The 21603-nt window shown below is 71.4% G+C and carries 14 protein-coding genes; 11 read left to right on the top strand and 3 right to left on the bottom strand.

Annotated elements, in window-relative coordinates; genetic code table 11:
- Window positions 1-64 precede the first annotated feature (64 nt).
- The 5 genes from Q8791_RS27050 (at window position 65) to Q8791_RS27030 (ending at window position 6950) form a co-directional block, all read left to right on the top strand.
- Entirely contained in the window at window positions 65-1315 is a 1251-nt protein-coding gene (locus Q8791_RS27050) for a sugar ABC transporter substrate-binding protein (protein WP_330094645.1), read from the top strand.
- A gap of 71 nt (window positions 1316-1386) precedes the next feature.
- Complete coding sequence (locus Q8791_RS27045; RefSeq protein ID WP_330094644.1) at window positions 1387-2214, top strand: carbohydrate ABC transporter permease; 828 nt, start codon at window positions 1387-1389, stop codon at window positions 2212-2214.
- On the top strand, window positions 2211-3122 hold the full coding sequence (locus Q8791_RS27040) for a carbohydrate ABC transporter permease (protein ID WP_330094642.1): 912 nt from the start codon (window positions 2211-2213) through the stop codon (window positions 3120-3122). The genes Q8791_RS27045 and Q8791_RS27040 overlap by 4 nt, the downstream gene beginning before the upstream one ends.
- A gap of 55 nt (window positions 3123-3177) precedes the next feature.
- The gene (gene yicI / locus Q8791_RS27035) at window positions 3178-5523 is read left to right on the top strand and encodes an alpha-xylosidase (RefSeq protein ID WP_330094641.1); all 2346 of its coding nucleotides are present in this window, start codon (window positions 3178-3180) and stop codon (window positions 5521-5523) included.
- A 227-nt stretch (window positions 5524-5750) separates the two neighbouring features.
- On the top strand, window positions 5751-6950 hold the full coding sequence (locus tag Q8791_RS27030; RefSeq protein WP_330094640.1) for a DUF418 domain-containing protein: 1200 nt from the start codon (window positions 5751-5753) through the stop codon (window positions 6948-6950).
- 142 nt (window positions 6951-7092) lie between these two features.
- Here the strand turns inward: Q8791_RS27030 and Q8791_RS27025 are convergent, their stop codons facing one another.
- Window positions 7093-8532: an MFS transporter gene (locus tag Q8791_RS27025; protein ID WP_330094643.1), complete on the bottom strand. Its 1440-nt coding sequence runs from the start codon at window positions 8530-8532 to the stop codon at window positions 7093-7095.
- A gap of 326 nt (window positions 8533-8858) precedes the next feature.
- Here Q8791_RS27025 and Q8791_RS27020 point away from each other — a divergent pair, with 326 nt between their 5' ends.
- Both Q8791_RS27020 and Q8791_RS27015 read left to right on the top strand, forming a co-directional pair.
- Window positions 8859-9542 carry a TetR/AcrR family transcriptional regulator gene (locus Q8791_RS27020; protein WP_330094639.1) on the top strand — a complete coding sequence of 228 codons (684 nt, stop codon included), beginning with the start codon at window positions 8859-8861 and terminating at the stop codon, window positions 9540-9542.
- Between the two features lie 1146 nt (window positions 9543-10688).
- On the top strand, window positions 10689-11228 hold the full coding sequence (locus Q8791_RS27015; protein ID WP_330094638.1) for a pyridoxamine 5'-phosphate oxidase family protein: 540 nt from the start codon (window positions 10689-10691) through the stop codon (window positions 11226-11228).
- A gap of 691 nt (window positions 11229-11919) precedes the next feature.
- On the opposite strand, the gene Q8791_RS27010 is transcribed toward Q8791_RS27015, so the two are convergent.
- Both Q8791_RS27010 and Q8791_RS27005 read right to left on the bottom strand, forming a co-directional pair.
- Complete coding sequence (locus tag Q8791_RS27010) at window positions 11920-13182, bottom strand: MFS transporter (protein ID WP_330094637.1); 1263 nt, start codon at window positions 13180-13182, stop codon at window positions 11920-11922.
- Between the two features lie 211 nt (window positions 13183-13393).
- The gene (locus Q8791_RS27005; RefSeq protein WP_330094636.1) at window positions 13394-14080 is read right to left on the bottom strand and encodes a hypothetical protein; all 687 of its coding nucleotides are present in this window, start codon (window positions 14078-14080) and stop codon (window positions 13394-13396) included.
- 1345 nt (window positions 14081-15425) lie between these two features.
- Here Q8791_RS27005 and Q8791_RS27000 point away from each other — a divergent pair.
- The 4 genes from Q8791_RS27000 to Q8791_RS26985 are packed head-to-tail and all read left to right on the top strand — an operon-like array spanning window position 15426 to window position 21601.
- The gene (locus Q8791_RS27000) at window positions 15426-18101 is read left to right on the top strand and encodes a helix-turn-helix transcriptional regulator (RefSeq protein ID WP_330094635.1); all 2676 of its coding nucleotides are present in this window, start codon (window positions 15426-15428) and stop codon (window positions 18099-18101) included.
- A 3-nt stretch (window positions 18102-18104) separates the two neighbouring features.
- Window positions 18105-18983 (top strand): alpha/beta fold hydrolase, encoded by an 879-nt coding sequence (locus tag Q8791_RS26995; protein WP_330094634.1) that lies wholly within the window; start codon window positions 18105-18107, stop codon window positions 18981-18983.
- A 9-nt stretch (window positions 18984-18992) separates the two neighbouring features.
- Complete coding sequence (locus Q8791_RS26990; protein ID WP_330094633.1) at window positions 18993-19760, top strand: ABC transporter ATP-binding protein; 768 nt, start codon at window positions 18993-18995, stop codon at window positions 19758-19760.
- Window positions 19757-21601 (top strand): hypothetical protein, encoded by a 1845-nt coding sequence (locus Q8791_RS26985; RefSeq protein ID WP_330094632.1) that lies wholly within the window; start codon window positions 19757-19759, stop codon window positions 21599-21601. Before Q8791_RS26990 ends, Q8791_RS26985 begins: the two co-directional genes overlap by 4 nt.
- Window positions 21602-21603 lie beyond the last annotated feature (2 nt).

Raw genomic sequence — 21603 nt, 5'->3', positions numbered from 1 at the left:
CCCCCCGCACGGCCCGCGCCGCGGCGCGAGCGCACCGCCCACCTCCCCGCCGAAGAGGGCCCCGATGCACGCACGCCAACCCCACCCCCCGCCCCGCCCCGTCCGCGCGGCCGTCTGCGCGACGGCGCTCCTCCTGACGGCCCTCGGCTGCGCGGCCGAGCGCGACCCGAACGTGTACACGATCATGAACTCGGGCACCGACGAGCCCTACCACTCCTGGGACCAGGAGATCATGGACGCCTGCGGCGTCGAGGCGGGCGTGGAGGTGCGCCAGCTCAGCGTGCCCGCCGACCAGCTCGTCCCCAAGGCCCTGAGGATGGCCTCCTCCGACTCGCTCCCCGACGTCATCTCCCTCGACGGCTCCGACCTTCCGCAGTTCGCGGAGGCCGGCGGCCTCGTCCCCCTGGAGGAGCTCGGCCTGCCCACGGACGACCTCACCGAGAGCGCCCTCGCCTTCGGCAGCTACGAGGGCGTGTACTACGGCGCGGCGCGGGCGGTGAACTCGATCGGCCTCTTCTACGACGCGGACCTCCTCGCGGCGGAGGGCATCGAGCCGCCCGGCACCTGGGAGGAGCTGCGGACCGCCGCCGCCTCGCTGACCGAGGGGAACCGCTACGGCCTCGCCATCAGCGCCCTCGCCACCGAGGACGGCGTCTACCAGTTCCTGCCGTGGCTGTGGTCCAACGGCGGAGACGAGAGGGAGCTCGACTCCCCCGCGTCGGTGGAGGCGCTCCAGTACGTCGTCTCACTCGTCGAGGAGGGGTCGGTGTCCCCGTCGGTGGTCAACTGGACGCAGGCCGACGCCAACGACCAGTTCATCGCCGGCAACGCCGCCATGATGGTCAACGGCCCCTGGCAGATGCCCGTCCTGCGGGAGCATCCCGAGCGCACCTGGGCCGTCGCGGAGATCCCCGTCCCCGAGGCCGGGGACACCTCCGTCGCCCCGATCGGCGGGGAGGCCTACACCGTGCCCGTCAACGCGGAGGACCCCGGACGCGAACGGGTCGCCGCCGAACTCGTGGCCTGCATGACCACGCCGGAGGCGCAGCTGGACTGGTCGACCAAGGGCAGCAACGTGCCCCTGGACCCCGGCGCCGCCGAGCAGTACCGCGACGAGGTGCCGGAACTGGCGCCCTTCGTCGACCAGGTGCGCACCGCGCGCAGCAGGACCGGGAACGTCGGCACCGAGTGGAACACCTACTCCCAGGCCATCGGCACCGCCCTGCAGTCGGCCCTCACCGGCCGGGCGAGCCCCCAGGACGCCATGGAGCGGGCCCAACAGCAGGTCGAGACGCAGCTGGGAGGCCGATCGTGAGGGCACCGGCGCCCACGTCGCGGCGGCGCGACCTCACAGCCTGGCTGTTCGTCGCCCCGGCACTGGCGTACATGCTGCTGTTCTTCGGGTATCCGCTGGTCCGCAACGTGGTGATGAGCTTCCAGGACTACACGTTCTCCACGTACTTCACGGGGGAGGCTCCGTTCAACGGCCTGGAGAACTGGCGGACCGTCTTCACCGACGAGCTGTTCGGCGCCTCCCTGTGGCGGACCCTCCTGTTCACGGCGGGATCGCTGCTGGGCCAGTTCACCATCGGCATGGCGCTCGCGCTCTTCTTCAGCCGCCGGTTCCCGCTGTCGGGGGTCATGCGCTCCCTGCTCCTCCTGCCGTGGCTGATCCCCATGGTGGTGGCGGGCACCGTCTGGCGCCGCGTCCTGGACCAGGAGACCGGGGTGCTGAACGAGGCGCTCCAGGCGCTGCACCTCACGTCGTCGGCCGTTCCCTGGCTGAGCAGCCCCGACCAGGCGCTGCTGTCGGTGATCCTGGTCAACATCTGGATCGGCGTCCCCTTCAACATGGTGATCCTCTACGGCGGCCTCCAGGAGATACCGGCGGAGCTGCGCGAGGCCGCCGTCCTGGACGGCGCCGGCCCGTTCCGGACCTTCTTCGGCGTGGTCCTGCCCCTGCTGCGGCCCGTCGTGACCGTGGTGCTGGTGCTGGGCTTCATGTCCACCGTGAAGATCCTGGACCTGGTGCTGGCACTCACCAACGGGGGGCCGGCGCACTCCACGGAGACACTGGGAACCCTCACGTACCAGCTCTCGTTCCTCCGGCTCGACTTCGGCCAGGGCGCCGTCGTCGGCAACGTCCTGATCGTCCTCAGCATGGTCTTCGCCGCGGTCTATCTGCGCGCCAACCGCGGAGGTGTCACCCGATGAACGCCGTGCGCAGCAGTTCCGGACACGGGACCCGCGCCCCGGGGGGCCCGGCCCGTCGGGGCGGCGCGCCCCGCACCGCCCCCCGGCCGCGGGTGACGCGCAGGGCGCGCGGCGACGCCGTGAGCCTCGTCGTCGGGGTCCTCGTCCTGGCGGTCCTGCTGTTCCCCCTGTACTGGATGGTCAACACCGCGCTGCAGCCGGGCGCCGCGACGGCGGGCCTCCCCTGGTTCCCGCGCTCACCGGACCCCGGCAACTTCCAACGGGCCTGGGACTCGCAGGCGGGCAACCTGCTCACCTCCGTCCTGGTGTCGCTCGGCGCGGTCGCCGTCTGCCTCACCGTCGCCACCCCGGCCGCCTACGCCCTGGCGCGGTTCCGGCTCCGCGGCGCGGACACGGTCGTGTTCGCCACCCTCATCACCCAGATGGTCCCGGGCATCGTGGTCGCGAACGCGCTCTACAACGCCTACGTCGAACTGGGTCTGGTCAACTCCTACCTCGGGCTGGTCCTGGCGGACGCGTCCCTGGGACTGCCCTTCTCCATCGTCCTGCTGCGCGCGTTCATGGTGTCCATCCCCGAGGAGGTGATCGAGGCGGGGATGATCGACGGCGGCGGGCGGCTGCGCGTCCTGGTCTCCATCGTGCTGCCCATGAGCCGCAACGCGCTGATCACCGCCGGGCTGTTCACCTTCCTGTTCGCGTGGTCGGACTTCCTCTTCGCCCTGACCCTGAACACGACCGACGACGTGAAGCCGGTGACGCTCGGCATCTACGAGTACATCGGCGCGCACGTCGGCGACTGGGGCGCCGTCATGGCCGTGGCCGTGCTCTCCTCGGTCCCCGCGGCGGTGCTGCTCGTCGTCGCGCAGAGATACGTGGCGGCCGGGATCTCCAGCGGAGCACTCAAGTGACCCGTCGTCGGTACCGCCGGCGAACCGACACCAAGACGAGAGGGGCAGTCCGCCCATGAAGTTCACCGACGGGTTCTGGCAGATGCGGGAGGGCGTCCGCGCCCACTACGCGCGCGAGGCCCGAGACGTCCGGGTGCAGGACGACCGCTTCACCCTCTACGCGCCGGTGCGACCGATCGGGCACCGCGGGGACACGCTCAACACGGCGCTGGTGACGGTGGACTGCTGGTCCCCCGCCCCCGGTGTGATCGGCGTACGGACCACGCACCTGGCGGGCTCGGTCCGGCGCACGCCGGAGTTCGACGTGCGCGGCGATCCCGGAGCCTCCGCCTCGGTGCGCCGGGACGGCTCGACCATCGAACTCACCAGCGGGTCGCTGTCCCTGACGGTGAGCACCGACGGCCCGTGGCAGATGGAGTTCAGCGCCGACGGCACCACGCTGACCGGTGTCGACTCGAAGGGGACCGGCTTCGTCGAGGACGCGGACGGCGTCCACCACATGCTCGGCCAGCTGTCGCTCGGGATCCGCGAGCTCGTGTACGGCATGGGCGAGCGGTTCACCCCGTTCGTGCGCAACGGGCAGACCGTGGACATCTGGCAGGCCGACGGCGGCACGAACAGCGAGCAGGCCTACAAGAACGTCCCGTTCTACCTGACCAACCGGAACTACGGGGTGTTCGTGGCGCACTCCGGGCCGGTGTCGTTCGAGGTCGGCTCGGAGTCCGTGGGTCGTGTGCAGTTCAGCGTCGAGGACCACTCCCTGACGTACTACGTCGTCCACGGGGCGAACCCCAAGGAGGTCCTGGCCAGGTACACCGCGCTCACCGGCCGCCCCGCGCTGCCCCCGGAGTGGTCGTTCGGCCTGTGGCTGTCCACGTCGTTCACCACCTCCTACGACGAGGCCACGGTGAACCGGTTCGTCGACGGCATGGCGGAGCGGGGCGTACCCCTCAGCGTGTTCCACTTCGACTGCTTCTGGATGCGCGAGTTCCACTGGTGCGACTTCGAGTGGGATCCGGAGGTGTTCCCGGACCCCGTGGGCATGCTCTCCCGGCTCAAGGCCCGGGGGCTGCGGACCTCGGTCTGGATCAACCCCTACATCGCCCAGCGGTCGGCCCTGTTCGAGGAGGGCGCGAGGCTGGGGCACCTGGTCCGGCGGCCGGACGGGACCGTCTGGCAGTGGGACATGTGGCAGGCGGGGATGGCGCTGGTCGACTTCACGTCCCCCGGCGCCCGGGAGTGGTACGCGGGCAAGCTCAAACCCCTGCTCGACATGGGGGTGGACTGCTTCAAGACCGACTTCGGCGAACGGGTCCCCACCGACGTCGTGTGGTCGGACGGCTCCGACCCGCACGGCATGCACAACTACTACACGCAGCTGTACAACGCGACGGTGTTCGACCTGCTGCTCCGTGAGCGGGGCGAGGGCGAGGCGGTCCTCTTCGCGCGCTCCGCCACGGCGGGCGGCCAGGCGTTCCCCGTGCACTGGGGAGGGGACTGCGCCTCGACGTTCGAGGCCGTCGCGGAGAGCCTGCGCGGCGGACTGTCGCTGGGCCTGTCGGGGTTCGGCTTCTGGAGCCACGACATCGGCGGCTTCGAGGGCACCCCCGACCCGGCGCTGTTCAAGCGCTGGCTCGCGTTCGGCCTGCTCTCCTCCCACAGCAGGCTGCACGGCAGCCGCTCCTACCGGGTCCCGTGGGAGTTCGACGAGGAGTCCACCGACGTGGCCCGCGCGTTCACCCGGCTGAAGTGCGCGCTCATGCCCTACCTGTTCGGGGCGGCCGTGCAGGCGCACCGGGAGGGCACGCCCGTGATGCGCGCGATGCTGCTGGAGTTCCCCGACGACCCCACCTGCCACCACCTCGACACGCAGTACATGCTGGGCGACGACCTCCTCGTCGCCCCCGTGCTGAGCCCGGACGGCTCCGTCGAGTACTACGTGCCCGAGGGCGAGTGGACCCGCCTGCTGACGGGCGAGACCGTGCGGGGCCCGGGGTGGCGCCGCGAGGTCCACGGCTTCGACTCCCTGCCGCTGCTGGTCCGGCCGCACGCGGTCCTCCCTGTCGGTTCGGTGGACGACCGCCCCGACTACGACTACACGGACGGCCTGACCCTGCGCGTGTACGGGGCCGGGGGCCCAGCCCTGGCCGCCGACGGCCCCGCCGTCGTGACCGTGCCCGCCGCCGACGGTTCCGCCGCCGCGGTCTTCCGGATCTCGCGTTCGGAGGACGCGGTCACCGTGGAGGCCGACCCCGCTCCGGCGCGGGGGTGGAAGGTCCTCCTGGTGGGCGTGGACGGCGCCGAACCCGCCGACTCCTCCACCGTGACCGCCGACGGGGAGGGCGGCACCCTCGCGTCGGCCCCCGCGGGAGCCGCCCGGCTGAGCCTGCGCCTGCCCTGACCGGCGGCGGTGTCGTCCCGGGGCGGTCCGAGTCGGACCGCCCCGAGCGGCGCCGGGCAGCCCGGGCTTCCCCGTGCCCGCGGCAGCGGTTCCGCGCCGCCGGTCCGCCGTCGGGACGGAAGGTGTCGGTTCGCCCTGGTTCGTGCCACTCTTCAGACGCCCGTTCAGGGCCCCGCCGGGAAACCGTCATGCGCGCCCGGCGTCCGCCTTCCCCCCGGAGACTCCCCATGTCCCCCTCTCCCGATGCCGCACGCGCCCACACGGGCCTGGACCCGTCCCGGCGCTCCCTCGCCCCCGACCTGGCCCGGGGCATGATGCTCCTGGTCATCGCCACCGTGCACGCCCACCTGTTCCGGCAGATGGTGACCGGCGGCGACGCCTTCACCCTGGACGACACCCTGGACGTGGCCGTCACCGGATTCATGGTGCTGGTGGCCGAGAGCCGCGGGTACCCGCTGTTCGCGGCCCTGTTCGGCTACGGCCTGGCGCAGATCCACCGCCACCGCACCGGCGAAGGCCACCCCTGGCCGCGGGTCCGCACTCTGCTGCGCCGGCGAGGCCGGTGGATGCTCCTCATCGGCTTCCTGCACACCCTGCTGCTGTTCCAGGGCGACATCATCGGCGTCTACGGGTTGATCGCCGTGTGCTTCGTGTTCCTGCTCGGCGCGAGCGACCGGCGCCTGCTCTCCCACGGTTTCGCGTGGATGGCGGTGGGCGGGCTCGCGTACTCGGTCCTGGACTTCGTCTTCGCCCGGCTGCGGCAGGAGACACCGGTCCTCGGCCAGGAGGTGACTCTCGCCCAGGAGCTGCTCACACGGTCCACCGGCTGGCTCCCCTCGCTCGTGCTCATGGTGACGGTCTCGGTGTTCCCCGTGGCCGTGGGCGTGTGGGCGGCGCGCCGGCGCCTCCTGGAACGGCCGGAGGAGCACCTGCCCCTGCTGCGCCGGGTCGCCCTCGTGGGCGTGCCCGTGGCCGTGCTGGGCGGCGTCCCCTACCTGGCGGTGGTGCTGGAGGTCGCCGACTTCGGTGCGGCGGCGCAGATCGGCGCCCGGTGGCTGCACATCCTGTCCGGCTACGCCGGAGGGTTCGGGTACGCGGCGCTCATCGCCCTCGCGGCGGTGCGCATCGGCGGGCGGCGCGGTCCGGTGGTCCGGGCGCTGGTGGCCACCGGACAGCGCTCCATGACCTGCTACCTGCTCCAGTCGGTGGCGTGGGCGGTGCTGTTCCTGCCCTTCACTCTGGACCTGGCCGGGCGCCTGTCGGACGCGGCCTCCGTCGCCGTCGGCGCGGGGGTGTGGCTGGCCACGGTGGTCCTGGCCGACCTCATGCGCCGCGCGGGCCTGCGCGGCCCCTTCGAGGTGCTGATCCGGCGTCTCACCTACGGCCGCCCGCGACGGGAGCCGGACTCCGCGGGCCTGCCCTCCTGAGAGGAGGGCGGGCCGGGCGCCGCTGCGGGGCGTGCTAACACAGGGCCGCCCCGCCGCCGGATCCGCGACGGGCGGGGGAACCAGGGCCCCGAACCGACGGGCCCCACCGGGAAACCGTCACCGGCGGCCGGGGCGGGTGCGGTCAGGTGCCGCGAGTGGCCGAGGCGCTGACGGGCGGCGCGGAGCCGGGCTCGGGCTCCGTCCCGGTCGGTTCGTCCTCGGAGGCCTTCCGGTGCCGGGGCAGGAAGGCGGCGATGGCGAACGCGGTGAGGGCGGCGAGCCCGCCGATGCCCAGGACCAGGGTGAACGCCCCCTGCGACGGGAGATCCTGGCCGCCCACCGGCAAGGTCATGCTGGTCAGGACCATGCCGGTGACGGCGCTGGCCACCGAGGTGCCGATGGAGCGCATGAGGGTGTTGAGGCTGTTGGCCGCCGCGGTCTCGGACCGGGGCACCGACGCCATGACCAGGGCGGGCATGGCTCCGTAGGCCAGGCCCACGCCCGCGCCGATGACGGTGGAGGCGATCATGAGCTGCCAGATACCGGACATGAGCAGCAGGCTCAGGCCGTAGCCGATCGCGACCAGCAGGGCGCCGCACATCAGGGTCGTCTTGGGTCCCATGGCACGGGACAGCCGCGCCGAGAGCGGCGCCATCACCATCATGACCAGGCCGTTCGGAGCCATCACCAGTCCTGCGACCAGGATCGTCTGCCCGAATCCGAAACCGGTCGCCTCGGGGAGCTGGAGCAGCTGCGGGACGACCAGGGACATGGCGAACATCGAGAACCCGAACACCAGGGACGCGGTGTTGGTGAGCAGGACCTGGCGGCGCGCGCTGGTGCGCAGGTCGACCAGGGGGTGGGGGGCACGCAGCTCCCACCAGCCCCACACCAGGAGCACCACGGCCGCGGCGGCGAGCATGGTCCCGGGGATACCGCTGCTCCAGCCCCAGTCCGAGCCCTTGGACACGGCCAGGAGGAGCAGGAGCAGGGCCACGGACAGCCCCGCCGAGCCCAGGAGGTCGAACCTGCCGCCCGCCCGGACCCCCGAGTCCGGGACGAGCGAGCGGACCAGAACGGCGGCGACGGCGGCCAGGGCGGCGGCGACCCAGAACAACGTGTGCCAGTCCGCGGTCTGGGCGAGGAACGCGGCCGCGGGGAGGCCGAGGGCACCGCCCACGCCCAGCGACGCGCTCATGACGGCGGTGGCCCCGCCGAGGCGTTCGGAGGGCAGCTCGTCGCGCATGATGCTGATGCCCAGGGGGATGACCCCGGCCGCCAGCCCCTGCAGGGCCCGGCCCACGACCATCGGCACCAGGCTGGTGGCCACGGCGCAGAACACGGACCCGACCACGAGGACCGCCAGGCTGAACACCAGCATGCGGCGCTTGCCGTACATGTCGCCCAGGCGGCCGACGGTGGGTGTGGCGACCGCGGCGGCGAGCAGCGTCGCGGTGATCGCCCACGCCGTGTCCCCGGGAGTCGCTCCCAGCAGGCCGGGCAGGACCGGCACGAGCGGGATGACCAGGGTCTGCATGAGCGAGACGACGATCCCGCTGAACGCCAGGACGCAGACGATCACGTTCGGTCGGACGGGCGGGCGCGCGGTGGGCGGCGCGTCGGATGGTCCGGTGTGGGCATGGGTCATCGAGCAGGAACCCCCGTCTTGGAACGCACGAAAGCGCCGACTTTTAAGTCAGGCGCATGAATGAGGCTAACAGTACGCACCGGACCTGTTCCACGCCCGACGTGGGTGAGGGAGGCCATAGTGCCGGGGACGCCGCCGATCCTCCCCGCTCCTTCCGGGCACGGGAGCGACCGCCCCGCAGGGGGCCGGTCCGGGGAACGGGCCCCGACGAGGGCGACACGGGTGAGCCGCCACGGGCGGGGATCGGTACGGTGGTGCGCATGAGCGGCAGGGTGGCGAGGTCGGACCGGGTGGCGGCGACGAGGGAGACGATCCTGTCGGCGGCGGAACGGTTGTTCGCGGAGCACGGTGTGGCCGGGGTGTCCAACCGCCAGATCAGCCAGGAGGCGGGTCAGGGGAACAACACCGCGGTCACCTACCACTTCGGGTCCAAGGACGGGCTGGTGCGGGCGATCGTGCGCCGGCACACCGAGCGGCTGGAGGACCTGCGGCGCCGGATGGTGGCTCGGGTGGACGGATCCACCGAGGTCAGGGACTGGGTGGGGTGCATGGTCGAGCCCTTGGCCCAACACCTCGCCGAGTTGGGCACGCCCTCCTGGTACGGGCGCTTCAGCGCCCAGGCCCTGGAAGACCCCGCCTACCGCGAGATCGTGTCCAGCGAGGCCCTCGACTCCCCGTCGCTGGTCCGCACCGGCGAGGAGCTGCGCAGGTGCCTGCCCGACCTTCCCGCGCCGGTGCGCCGCGAACGCCAGGACATGGCCCGCACACTCATCGTGCACACGATCGCCGCACGGGAGCGCACCCTCGCCGAGGGCGGCACCACCCCGAGGAGCTCCTGGCAGCAGGCCGCGACCGGGTTGACCGACGCCCTCACCGGCCTGTGGCTCGCCCCCGTCACCGACCCCTCACCGCTACAGGAAGCCGTGCGCCCCGGCCCCCGCTGAACACCCTGCCGCCCGCCGCGCCGCCGGGCGTCGTCCCCCGCCCCGACCGCGAGCAGCGCACCGCAGCCCTCTCCCCCGGGAACGAAAGAAGGGCGTCCGCTCACGCGAACGCCCTTCCTCTGTTGGGACGGCGGGATTTGAACCCACGACCCCTTGGCCCCCAGGCAAGCTGAACCAAGCCGCAGGGGACCTGCACACCTGTCTTGCCGGTGACGAAATCCCTCCTCCGCACCTGTCACGGTCTTCGACCTCTGAGCCCTTCCTCTGTTCAGGACGGAGTGAGGTGAGATGGGCCATGGCCTAGGAAGACGAGACCAAGGAAGAGCCAAAAACCGACCGGTCTATCCGCGGGACCACCAAGCTCGTGGTCTGCGGCCCTCCCCGACCACACCCCAGCGCGGCGACACCCCGCAGAACCAGGGCGAAGGCCCCGATCCCGACCGCCCCCGCGACGAAAACACCCCACACCGCACCGGCGAAGGAGACCGGGACGAGTCACGTCCAGGCCAGGAAGCCCCGGAACCACAGAGGCGTTCCGACCAGGATGGTGAGGGCGTCCAGGGTGCGGGGCGCTGGGGGCGGGCCAGGTGTTCGCGCACCACCACGGGGCGCCCCGACCCGCGCAGGGCGAAGAAGGCGTCCACGGCGGCCAGGCGGTTGTTGATGGTGGCCGCACCCAGATCGGTGGCCGAAGCCAACCGGTCGGTGAAGACGGCGAGTTCGGCCGCGAGGTCCTCGGGAAGGCCGAGGGTGTGGCGGGGCCGCCCGGTCCGTGTGTTTCCAGAAGTCGTTCGGAGGGCTGCTGACGGCCAGGGGTCGTGTTTCCAGAAGTCACCCCGGCAGTCCACTTCCGGACATGCCCGTTTCCAGAAGTACGACATCCGTCCGTAGGGGAGCTGTGTCTTGAGCGCGGGTTTTCGTTCCGACGTTCCTCAACCCCCGGTACGTAGAGGGCATGGGTAAGCGCACCGATATGGGCAGGGAGGCTGCCGCGAGGATCCAGTCGGCTGCGGCGCGCGATCCGGAGTCGCCGACCGCTGAGTCTGGGCCCGAGCGCGGCGAACTTCGGCGGGCGCGGATGTCGACGCCCGGTCGGCGACTGCGCACTGAGCCGACACTGTCGGTGGGAGCCGATTAACTAGCCGAATGTTCGAAACTCCCGACGAGCTCCACAGCCTCCAAGTCCTGCTCGACACGTCTTTGGCTGGCTCCAGCAGCCACCTCAAATCGATCATCCGTCCAGGTGAAAGCACCTTGGACGCCGAGCAGGTTGTCCGAGTCTGCCAAGGCATGTGCACCCTGGCCATCGCCACAGTCACCCGGCGCGGGGAGCCACGCATCAGCGGCGTCGACGGGCACCTCCTGCACGGCCGTTGGATCGTCGGCACCCACCGCCAAGCCGCTAAAGCCCGTCATCTCGCGGCGCGGCCCGGCATCAGCGCGACCTTCATGCGCGGCGAGCAGCTCGGCATTTTCACGCATGGACACGCCGTTCCGCTGAACCCCGAGGGGACGAGCAGCGACCCGACTTGGCCGAGCGTCCGTGACTACCTCGTCAACCACTACGACGGCGACGGCGACGATCCGTTCTGGGACGAGAACGTGTGGTATCGCATCGACCCCAGCTGGATGGTCGCCTACAGCGCCGACCCCGTCGGGCTTCTCGACCGACAACCGTCAGTCTGAAGAGAGCTCGCGCGGGTCCACCTCAGGCCGTCACTCCGGGGGCGAGTCGAGGTCGACATCTTCACGTTCACCGTTTCCATGCGGCTGGGCGTCTTCGCCAGCAGCACCGACAGTCCGCCGGCGAACGGCTCGACGTAGTAGGCGTGTCGGTAAGGAGCGTGTCAGCAAGTGGCAACTAACCCGCGAGTAGCTTCGGGGTCGCCGTCGACCGCCCCGAAGTCCCGGTCGACCGGAGCCGCTGAGCGTGTTCGGCCGCCCCGCCCCCGACCCGCTTCCCGTGACACTCGGCGACTTCCGGGTCGGGAGCAGGGTGAAGCCAGGCCCGGGCTCCCGAAGCTACGGCGAGGGGCAAGGTAGCCGGGTCGAGGAGGATCGGGGGCTTGAGGAACAAGGGAACAGGATCGTGCGCCACTGGCTCCAGCGGGCCGGTATCGCGGATAACCACCGGGGGCCATCCAGCACTTGGCTCGAAGAACCGCTGCTCGGAACAGCGGCGGGGCGGCGCTGCCGCAGATAACCACGGGCTACCGGCGGTCAGAACCGTGCGATATCAGGACAAACCACTCCAGAGCGCTAGGCCACTCGAAAGCTTCGGATTGGCCCATTGCCCCTTTCCGGCGTACTTGGTTCGCCCCCCTGGGAACGTTCATCCGGTCACCGAGGCAGAGAACACCGACGATGGCGAGGTCAATCACTTGCAGGTTTCGGGTCGGTCAAGCGCACGCAGGCCACCGGAGAAATGCGTCGCGATCGCGAGAACGGCCATCACGCAGGCAAACACGGCCGTGGCAGCCGTGGGGCCGAACGCCGAGGCCAGCAGGCCAGCACCGAGCGGGCCGAGCCACTGGACCGACGTCGCCGCGACGTTCATCGCGCTCTGCACCCGGCCCATCAACTCATCCGGGATGATCTCCATCTCATAGGTGGCGAGGACGACGTTGAGCGGCGAGATGAGGAACATCATCACGGCGAGGAGCGCGCCGACCGACCACGTGCCTGGGACAAAGCCCATGCACAGGGCCACGGCTGCGATCATCCAGGACACGGCGATGACCAGCCGCCGCCGGGGGAAGCGCTTGGCGATCCAGGTGGACATCAGCGCTCCGGCGAGGCCGCCGATGGCGCCCACCGAGCTCACCGCGCCCACCACCGCGGCGCTGCCGCCGCGGCTGTCGACCAGCACGATCACGAGCAGCACCACGCCGGTGTAGCAGGTGGCGACCAGCGAGACCCACAGCGCGGAAAAGCGCAGGTAGGCGTTGTCGCGGATGAACTTCAGGCCGACGCCGATGATCGCCAGGATCGATTCCCGCGGGTCGGTGTCGTCGCGGTCCGGGCCCAGCGGGCGCCGGATGAGCAGCGTGCCGATCACGCTGCCCAGGAACGACAGCGCCTCGATGAGGAACGGCACCCAGCGCATGATGCCGAACAGGAAACCGCCGACGGCGGGCCCGACCAGCTTGATCGTCATGACCCGGGACTCGTACAGGCCCCACGCGGTCGACATCTGCTCGGTCGGCACCAGGCGGCGCATAGCGGCCAGCTGCGCCCCCTGGGTCATCCCGTTGGCCAGCCCCTGCACGAACCCGACCACGGCCAGGTGGCCGACCGCCACCTGGTCCGCCATGACGGCGACCACGACGGTGCTCACTGCCGCGGACTGCGCGAGCGGCCCTGTGATCATGAGGGCCCGCCGGGAGAACCGGTCGGCGAGCGCGCCGCCGAACAGCATCGTCACCAGGCTGCCGATGATGACGGCGGCCTGGACGATCCCGGCACCGGCCACCGATCCGGTGACCGCGAGCACCAGCAGCGGATAGGCGACGACGGACAGCGCTGTGCCGAAATCGGCGAACGTGTCACCGATCCACCAGCCGGTATAGTCCCGATTGCGGAACAACAACCCTTTGGGCCGCTCCCGCTCGTTCGGAGCAGTCTCGGCTGCGTCCTTCACGAATCCTCCAGATTCACTTAGCGGAGGTCAGAAACAGGGGCATGGCCACCTCTTGGCCACCGGTGTGGCCACGGGTGCGGGGACAGGGCCGCCCCGGGGCGGCCACGGCCCGGCCACCGGCCGTGGCGGGGTGGCCAGGAGTGGGGGGCGGCGGGGGCGGGGGTTTCGAGGGCGAAGAGGACTGAGCGGCCGGGGCAGCCGGAAGGGTTGATCAGCCGCTGACCGTGCGCAGAAAGTGATCGGCATCTTCCGGCTCGCCGAGTCGGCCCAACTCCAGCCAGGAACCGTCGGCGAACGCGAGCCGGAAGGTGGCATACCCGCGCGGCTGGCCCGCCTCACCGTCGATCCGGGCTTGGTCGAGGGTGAACTCCGTGACGGTCCGGAAATCGTCGGCCTTGGTCGGCGACAGCCGACGGCGAGGGGACGCTGCCACGCAGATGCGGTCGCGGGTCAGCATGACCAGGCGCTTAGGGCTGGGCGAGTACCCGTACCAACGCAGCAGCAGCTGGCCGGCGGTCAGGTTCCAGTCCCCGTCGAAGACCCCGTTGGTCGGGTCCTGCCCGCGATCCCTCTCACGAGAGCGGTCACGGCCGGAACGCTGTGTGTCGGGTGGACGCGGCTGTCCGGTCTGACCGTCACGGCTCCGTCCCGACAGCCGTTGGTCAAGTCTACGGCCGAGACTGTCCAGCAAGATCATCGGTACGACCACGAAGAAGAACACCACAGCTCCGGCGTACCACAACCAGTGGTGGCGCGATTTCAGGCGCCCTTTGCCTGCAGCACGGTGAACGTCCTTGGGCGGTGCGGGGACGGGCTTGTGGATCTCACACCAGACCAAGGCCACGGGTTCCTCGCCCAGAATCTTCCGCGCCCGCCGCTGCACCTTGCCCTTCGCCATGCCAAGATCCTAGTGCTGGCCTTCTACCAGTGGGCGGTGGGCGGGCAGTTGGTGGCTGAAGCCCCTCTCCCTCAGCAAGACCGGCCGACGTCGCCGTCCGGGTTGTCGTTCGCGTCGAGCCGGTCGAGTGCAGCCGGGATCGCGGCGGTTCCAACGACCTACGCCCACGGCGAGGCCGACCAGAGGGTCGAGTGGCTGTCGGCGGCATCCTACCGACGCAGGCGGGACGTCGAGGTCCGCGGATATGACGTCACCGGGTTGTCGAGGCCGCTGGATTTCGCGGAACGCGGCCTACTCCGACTTGATGGTCCGCACCGGCATGCGGATCTCCGAGCAGTCAGCGGTGACTGGCGTGGAGTTGCCAGCGGGGCCAGGGACTGCTGCTGGATTTCGCAGGTTCTGGCTGCCGGAGGCGATTGCGAAGGGCAGGTCGGCCCGCTGGGTCAACGTTCCCGGCTCGGTGGTGAGGGACCTGACCGACCACCGCAACGTCGACCGCGCCGAGGTGATCGCCGATCCAGACCGTCCGCTGATCGCCACCCGCCCCGGCGACCGGGCGCCCCGCCGAGGACTCCCCCTACGTGGTCCCGACCCCCTCCCGCGCCGCGGAGCTGGAGCGACTCCTGGCCCAGCCCGGACCCCTGTGGGGCGACCCCGCCGACGTCATCGTGCACCGACCCACACATGCGGGAGGTTCCCGCATGTCCTTTGACCTGGACACAAAGCCAGCTCTGTGACGTTGTAGCTATGTAACAAGCCACCAAGCCAAAGAGTTAACGTCCTGGCTTGGTGGCTTCGTGGTGAGACGACGCCTCTGGCCACCATGGCCAACCCCGCCCCGGACACGAGGGGCGCGTCCCGAACATGACCAAAACTTCAGCACTGGACTTTTGGCCATGGCCGCGAGCGCGGCCGCCGACCCCGGACACGCCCCCGCCGAGGGGCCGCCCGGCGCCCTCGTGTCCGGGCCAGCGTGGCCACCAATCCGGACATGGCCAAGCCCGTGTCCGTCGGTGGCCACGCTGCGGTGGCCATGTCCAATCCCATGACCGGGGTGGACTGACCAGCAATGACTCTCCACGTAGCCAGAAAGTTGACTACCTGGCTATGTGACTTTGTGGCTTTACCCAGAGCTGCGCATGTCCCATTCGGCGAGGACGGCCCGCAGCTTCTCGGCATCTGAGGACGCGGGGAGATCCCGGTGCCGGGTGTGTCGTACGTCGCCCAGCAGGTGAAGGTGTCTGCGGAGGAGTGGGCCGTGTACGACTGGTCGGGGCGGGCGATCAAGCGGCTATCCCGCCAATGAGGGCCGTACGCCGGCCGTCCCCCTTTAGAGTGGGTTTCTGTGCTTTACGGAAGATCTGCGCACATCAGCGCACTCGACGAGGTGATCGCCCAGGCCCGCCAGGGCCGCGGTGGGGCGGTGGTTCTCCGCGGTGAGGCCGGCGCCGGCAAGACCGCCCTGCTCGACGCGGCGGTCGCGCGGGGTGGGGCGATGGGGGTGCTGCGGACCTGCGGTGTCGAGTCCGAGGCCGACCTGGCGTTCGCTGCGCTGCACCAGCTGCTGCGGCCGGTGGCCGGATTGCTCGACGCGCTGCCGGGGCCGCAGCGCGACGCCGCGCGAGCGGCCCTGGGGCACGTCGCCGACGGTGCGGGCGACCGCTTCCTCCTGGGCGCCGGCGTGCTGTCGTTACTGGTCGAGGCCGCCGGCCCGGAGGGCCTGCTCTGCGTGGTCGACGACTTCCAATGGGTCGACCGGGCCTCGGCCGACGCGCTGCTGTTCGCCGCCAGGCGGCTGGGCACCGAACGGGTCGCGATGTTGTTCGCCGTCCGCGGCGACGCCCCCGTCGAGAGCGTGCCGTCGACGGTGGGCGTGGGCGGCCTGTCCGAGGAGGCCGCGGCCGAGCTGTTGGAGTCCAGGCACGGGCTGCCGGCCGGCCCGGTGAGAGGGGAACTCATCACCCTGACCGGGGCGAACCCCCTGGCCCTGGACGAGATCGCCGCCCGGCTGACGCCCGCGCAACTCGCCGGCCGCGAACCGCTGCCCGACCCGCTGCCCGGCGGCGCCCGACTCTTCGGCGACCGGGTGACCGGGTTGTCAGCCCCCGCCCGGCTGGTCGCCCTGATCGCCGCCGTCGAGAGCGACATCGAGGTGGTCCTGCGTGCCGCCGAACAGCTGGCGGACAGGGAGGCGGGGGCCGCGGCGACGGCCTTCGCCGAGCTGGAGGAGAGCGGTCTGGCCGAGGTGTCGGGCACCGGCGTGCGCTTTCGTCACCCGCTCGTGCGATCCGCGATCCACGAGTCGGCAGCTCCCGCCGAGGTCCGCCACGTACACGCCGTCCTGGCGGAGCTGACCGCGGGCGACCGCAGGGCCTGGCACCTGGCCGGAGCAGCCCTGGGCCAGGACGAGTCGGTCGCCCTCTCGCTGGCGGAGGCCGCCGAGCGGTCTCGCGACCGCGGCGGGTACGGCGCCGCCGCCTCCGCCTTGACAAGGGCCGCCGAGCTGACCCCCGAACCGCGCGCCCGCGCCGTCCGGCTGAAGGGCGCCGCCGTGGCAGCCTGGCTCGCCGGCCGCCCGGGACAGGCCGAATCGCTGCTGGCCCAGGCACGCGAAGGGGCCGACGGCAACATCGCGCTCGCGATGGAGATCGCCCACCTCCGGGGCCGGTTCGAACTGAACTCGGGCAACGCGGCCGAGGCCGTGCGGATCCTGGCGGCGGGCGACAGCCTCGACATGCTGGCCGACGCCGTGGAGGCGGCCTCCTACGTCGGCGACACGGCGGCCATCGTCGAGCTCGGCCGACGGGCGGCGGCGCACCCCGAGGGGTTCTTGCGCGACACGGTGGCCGGTATCGGGCTGACACTGGGCGGCGACGCCGCCGGACCGGGCCTGCTGCGGCGGGCACTGGCGCGCGCCGACGAATCGGAGGATGCGGCGGACTACCTCTGGGCGACGGCCGCGGCCAGCGCTCTGGGCGAGTCGGACCTGGCGACCGAGATGGCTGAGCGGGCCGAGCGAGTGGCCAGGGTGTCGGGGATGACCGGGCAGCTGCCCGTCGTGCTGGAGTTCGTGGCGACCGCCGACCGCCTCGCCGGACGGCTCGCGCGCAGCCAGGCCATCTCCGAGGAGGGCCTGGCGCTGGCACGGGAGGCCGGGTACGAGAACGCGGTGGCCGCGCATTTGGCCAATCTGGCAGTGCTGGCGGCTCTGCGAGGAGAGGAAGAGCCCTGCGAACGGCAGGCCCGCGAGGCGCTGGCCATCGCCCTGCCGCACCGGGTGGGACTGCACGCCGGGGTGGCCGCGTACGCGCGGGCGATGCTCGAGTTGTGCCTGGGCCGCTACGTGTCGGCGCACGACCGTTTCCGGGCGATCGCGGCGGCGGGGCCGGGCACAGGGCATCCGACCGTGGCTTGGCGGACGGTGCCGGACCGGATCGAGGCCGCGGTGGGCGCGGGCGACGAGGCCGGTGCCCGCGCGGCACTTTCAGCCTACGAGCGATCGACCGAACACGCCACGACGTCCGAATCCCGCGCGCTGCTGGCCCGCTGCCGAGGCCTGGCCGAATCGGCCGAGGACGCCTTCGGCGAGGCGCTGCAGCTGCACACCAACCCGTTCGAGGCGGCCAGGACGGCCCTGCTGCTGGGTGAGCGTCTGCGCCGCGCGCAACGACCGGGCCAGGCACGAGCGCACCTGCGGATGGCACGGGAGGTTTTCGAGCAGGCCGGCGCCCGGCCGTGGGCGCGGCGCGCGCAGGAAGAGCTGCGGGCGGCGGGAGAGAACGGCAGCGTCCCGCCCCCCGGTGTGCTCGACGCGCTGACCCCGCAGGAACTGCGCATCGCGGGCCTGGTCGCCGACGGGTTGTCGAGCAAGCAGATCGCCGCCCGGCTCTTCCTGAGCCCGCGTACGGTCGAGTACCACCTGTACAAGATCTATCCGAAGCTGGGCATCGGCTCCCGTACGGATCTGGCGCGGCTAGTAGTTCTACGGAAGGCCCCCGTGGCCGGGGACGACATGCTGTGAGACATGCAGAACGTGACCATCTGGAGTGAGGAGTTCGGCGCCGAGACGGATGCGCCGATCCTGTTGATCATGGGTTCGATGTCGCAGGGCATCCTGTGGCCGGACGAGTTCGTCGGCCGCCTGGCCGCCGGAGGCCGCCGGGTGATCCGGTACGACCACCGTGACACCGGCATGTCGGGCACCGTCGACTTCGCGACCGCGCCGTACACCTGGAGCGACATCAAGAACGACGTCTACCGCGTGCTGGCGGCCCACGGCCTGGACAGCGCACACCTGGTGGGCCACTCGGCGGGCGGGCTGCTCAGCCAGCTCATCGCCGTGGAGGCGCCGGAGCGGGTGCGGTCGCTGACCGTCATCGCCTCCTCGCCGCTCGGCGGCGGAGAGGGTCGGGTGCTCATGCGGGCCCTGACGGGTCAGCCGCAGCCCGAGGCCGACCTGCCGGAGCCCAAGCCCGAGTTCGTGGAATTCTTCCGCTCACTGATATCCGCCCCGCCCGCCCGGGACCGCCGCGCGCTGATCGACGGCATGATCGCCGAGCAGCGCGTGCTGCACGGCACCGGGCTGCCTTTCGACGAGGACGCGGCGCGCCGCCTGCAGGAACGCGTCTACGAGCGGGCCCGCAACCTGTCCGCGGCGACCAACCACCGGCTGGCCGCAGGAGCCGACCCCGACTTCGAGCCGATGGACGCGCTGCACCGGGTCCAGACTCCAACGCTGGTCGTCGAGGGCAGCCACGAGCCGGTCAAACCGGGACACGGCGCGGTCATCGCAGAGCAGATCCCGGGGGCGCGGCTGATGATCGTGGCGGGCATGGGGCACACGCTGCCGCCGCAGACCCACCCGGAGCTGGCTGACGCGATCCTCGCCCACACGGCCGAGTGAGGAAGTCTGTTGCAGAATCCCTGTGCTCACCCCTGTGTTCCCGCCATCGAAGTGGCGGACCTGACTCAACGCTTCGGCGCCAGGCTCGCCGTCGACCGGCTCAGCCTGAGCATTCCGCCTGGAATGTTCTACGGCATCGTGGGCCCCAACGGCGCCGGCAAGACCACCGCCCTGACTGCCATGTGCGGGCTGCGCCGTCCGACGGCCGGCTCGGTCAGGGTCGCCGGTCACGATCTGCGCACCGCGCGGGAGGCCGCGCTCGCACAGCTCGGCGTCATGATGGACGGGCTGTCCTTGCCCGAACGGCTGACCGCCGGCGAGGTCCTGCGCTACAGCGCGGGGCTGCGCGGCCTGGACGGCGGCTGGCGGTCGCGGGCGGGCGACCTGCTGGAGATCCTCGGACTGGACGCGGTTCCACGCACGCTGATCGTGGAGTACTCCACAGGCATGCGCAAGAAGATCAGTCTTGCGCTGGCGTTGCTGCACCGGCCCCAAGTACTTGTACTGGACGAGCCGTTCGAGGCGATCGACCCGGTCTCGGCCCGCTCCATCGAGCAAGTGCTCACGCAGTACGTCGACGCCGGCGGCACGGTGGTCATGTCGAGCCACATCATGGAATTCGTCGAGCGCCACTGCCGCCGGGTGGCAGTGGTGATGGACGGCCGGGTGCTGCTCGAGGGGCCGGTGGAGCAGGTGGCCGCGGGCTCGACGCTGAACGAGCGGTTCGTCGAGCTGATGGGCGCCGATCCCGTGCGACCGCTGGGGTGGCTCGCGTGACCCGCACTTTGCTCGCGCTCAAGCTGCGCCTGCTACGCAACGGCCCGCACAACGAGCGCGCCTTCAGCCTGGTCACCGGACTGATCCTGGCCGCCCTCGTGATCGCGGGCGCGTTCTTGACCACCCATGGCGTGATCCACGAGGGCTGGATCGCCGTGGCGCTCACGGTGTGGGGTGGCATGTGGCTGTTCGGGCCGCTGGCCCAGCCCCGTCATGATCCGTCGGTCATCTCCCGCGAGTGGTGGCGCGGTTGTCCGCTGCGGCCGTGGCGGCTGGCACGTGCACTGTCGTGGACCGAACTGCTGGGCATCGGCCCGCTGATCACGCTGGCGTGCCTGTCGTCGCTGGTGATGCTGGCCGCGCCGGGCGGTACGGCGGCGGTGACGGCCGCCATCGCCGCGGCCCTGGCCCAGCTGTATCTGCTCATCTGGGCGGGCAAAACGGTGGCGGCACTGGCCGGCTGGCTGCTGCAGACCCGGGCCGGGGTGACGCTGGCGGCCGTACAGACCGCGATCATGCTCGCGCTGTCGTTCGCCGGATGGGTACCAGTGGCGGCCTGGCTGCTGCCACGTCTCGGCGAGGGGGACACAGCCCTGGTCACCCCCACGGCCGGGCGACTGCCCGAGCCGATGATCGACGTGCTCGCCGCCTTGCCCACCGGCTGGGGATACGGCGCGGCGATCGCCGCCCGCGACGGCGGCGGGGCGGGATCAGTACTGCTGCCACTGGCGGCACTGCTGGCCTTGGGCGCCCTAGCACAGCTGTGCTGGATCGCGCTGACGGTTCGCGCCCTGCGCCGGCCGCCTCGCCAGGCGACTTGGAGGCGGCCCGCCGTACCGGGACGTTGGCTGTTCTTGCCGTTCACGACGCCGCAGGTGGCCGCGGTCGTCTCGCGAGAGCTGGCAACGTGGCGGCGTGACCCGGCCCGCAGCGTCGAGCTGCGCAGCGCCTGGCTGACACCGCTGCTGATGGCGCTCATCATCGCCTCCACCGACTGGAGCTGGGCGCTGCCGCTGGCAGGCCCCGCGGCAGCCTTGTTCGGCGCGATGGTCGCGATCAACACCTACGCCCTGGACGGCACGGCCCTGTGGCAGCTCCTCACCACGCCGGGCGCCCTCAAGGCTGACGTGCGCGGGCGGATGGTGGCGTGGGCGCTACTGTTCGGCTTGCCGTCCATCGCGCTGGCGGCCGTGCTGTGGGCTGTGACCGGCTCGTGGTTGGGAGGTGCCGCCGTCGGCGGCGCCATCGCCGCGGCCGCGGCGGGTTGTGCCGGGGCACCGCTGCTCGCCGTCGTGGTGCCGGCTGTGGGCACGGACGCCCGCGATCGCATCTACCCGGGACAGCAAGCGGGCGATCCGACGGGCGGACAGATGACGATCTTCCCAGTGGTCCTGCTGGTCGCGCTCCTGCCCGGCGTATTCGGCGGTTCGTGGTGGGGGAGCGTCCTCGCCGCAGTCCTTCTGGCCGCCGTCGTCCTGGGCGTGTCACCCGCGCTCACCGTGCGCCTGCTCCAGCAACGCGGCACTGGCCTGCTGGACGCGATGATCTCCCGCGACACCGCAGCTCTGCGCTCAGCCGCGGGGACAAGAAGCCCGCTCACCCGACCACTGGAAACTCGCTCTCACAATCGGCCCGGGGGACTCCATGAGCTGCGTCGGCGAGCTGCCAGCCACCGTGAACACTCATGGGCTAACCCCTCCCCGCCGCCAGCGATCGCCGACGTGATCCGCCCCACGACCGACTGCGCGCCACCGAGGCCAGGGGCAGCGCAGCGGGTCGGCGAGGACCCAGTCCCGCCGCACGTGCATTTGGTAGACGCCGAGGTAGACGTCGGGGTGTGAGG

Origin of the sequence: Nocardiopsis codii (genome assembly GCF_036327455.1) — a bacterium.
Classification (GTDB): Bacteria; Actinomycetota; Actinomycetes; order Streptosporangiales; family Streptosporangiaceae; genus Nocardiopsis; species Nocardiopsis codii.
This window is presented reverse-complemented; position numbering and strand designations above follow the sequence as displayed.

What these genes read in the sequence shown, in the direction of transcription:
- Q8791_RS27050 (WP_330094645.1), top strand. Translation starts at nt 65, where the DNA reads ATGCACGCACGCCAACCCCACCCCCCGCCCCGCCCCGTCCGCGCGGCC.
- Q8791_RS27045 (WP_330094644.1), top strand. Translation starts at nt 1,387, where the DNA reads ATGCTGCTGTTCTTCGGGTATCCGCTGGTCCGCAACGTGGTGATGAGC.
- Q8791_RS27040 (WP_330094642.1), top strand. Translation starts at nt 2,211, where the DNA reads ATGAACGCCGTGCGCAGCAGTTCCGGACACGGGACCCGCGCCCCGGGG.
- yicI (WP_330094641.1), top strand. Translation starts at nt 3,178, where the DNA reads ATGAAGTTCACCGACGGGTTCTGGCAGATGCGGGAGGGCGTCCGCGCC.
- Q8791_RS27030 (WP_330094640.1), top strand. Translation starts at nt 5,751, where the DNA reads ATGTCCCCCTCTCCCGATGCCGCACGCGCCCACACGGGCCTGGACCCG.
- Q8791_RS27020 (WP_330094639.1), top strand. Translation starts at nt 8,859, where the DNA reads ATGAGCGGCAGGGTGGCGAGGTCGGACCGGGTGGCGGCGACGAGGGAG.
- Q8791_RS27015 (WP_330094638.1), top strand. Translation starts at nt 10,689, where the DNA reads ATGTTCGAAACTCCCGACGAGCTCCACAGCCTCCAAGTCCTGCTCGAC.
- Q8791_RS27005 (WP_330094636.1), bottom strand. Translation starts at nt 14,080, where the DNA reads ATGGCGAAGGGCAAGGTGCAGCGGCGGGCGCGGAAGATTCTGGGCGAG.
- Q8791_RS26995 (WP_330094634.1), top strand. Translation starts at nt 18,105, where the DNA reads ATGCAGAACGTGACCATCTGGAGTGAGGAGTTCGGCGCCGAGACGGAT.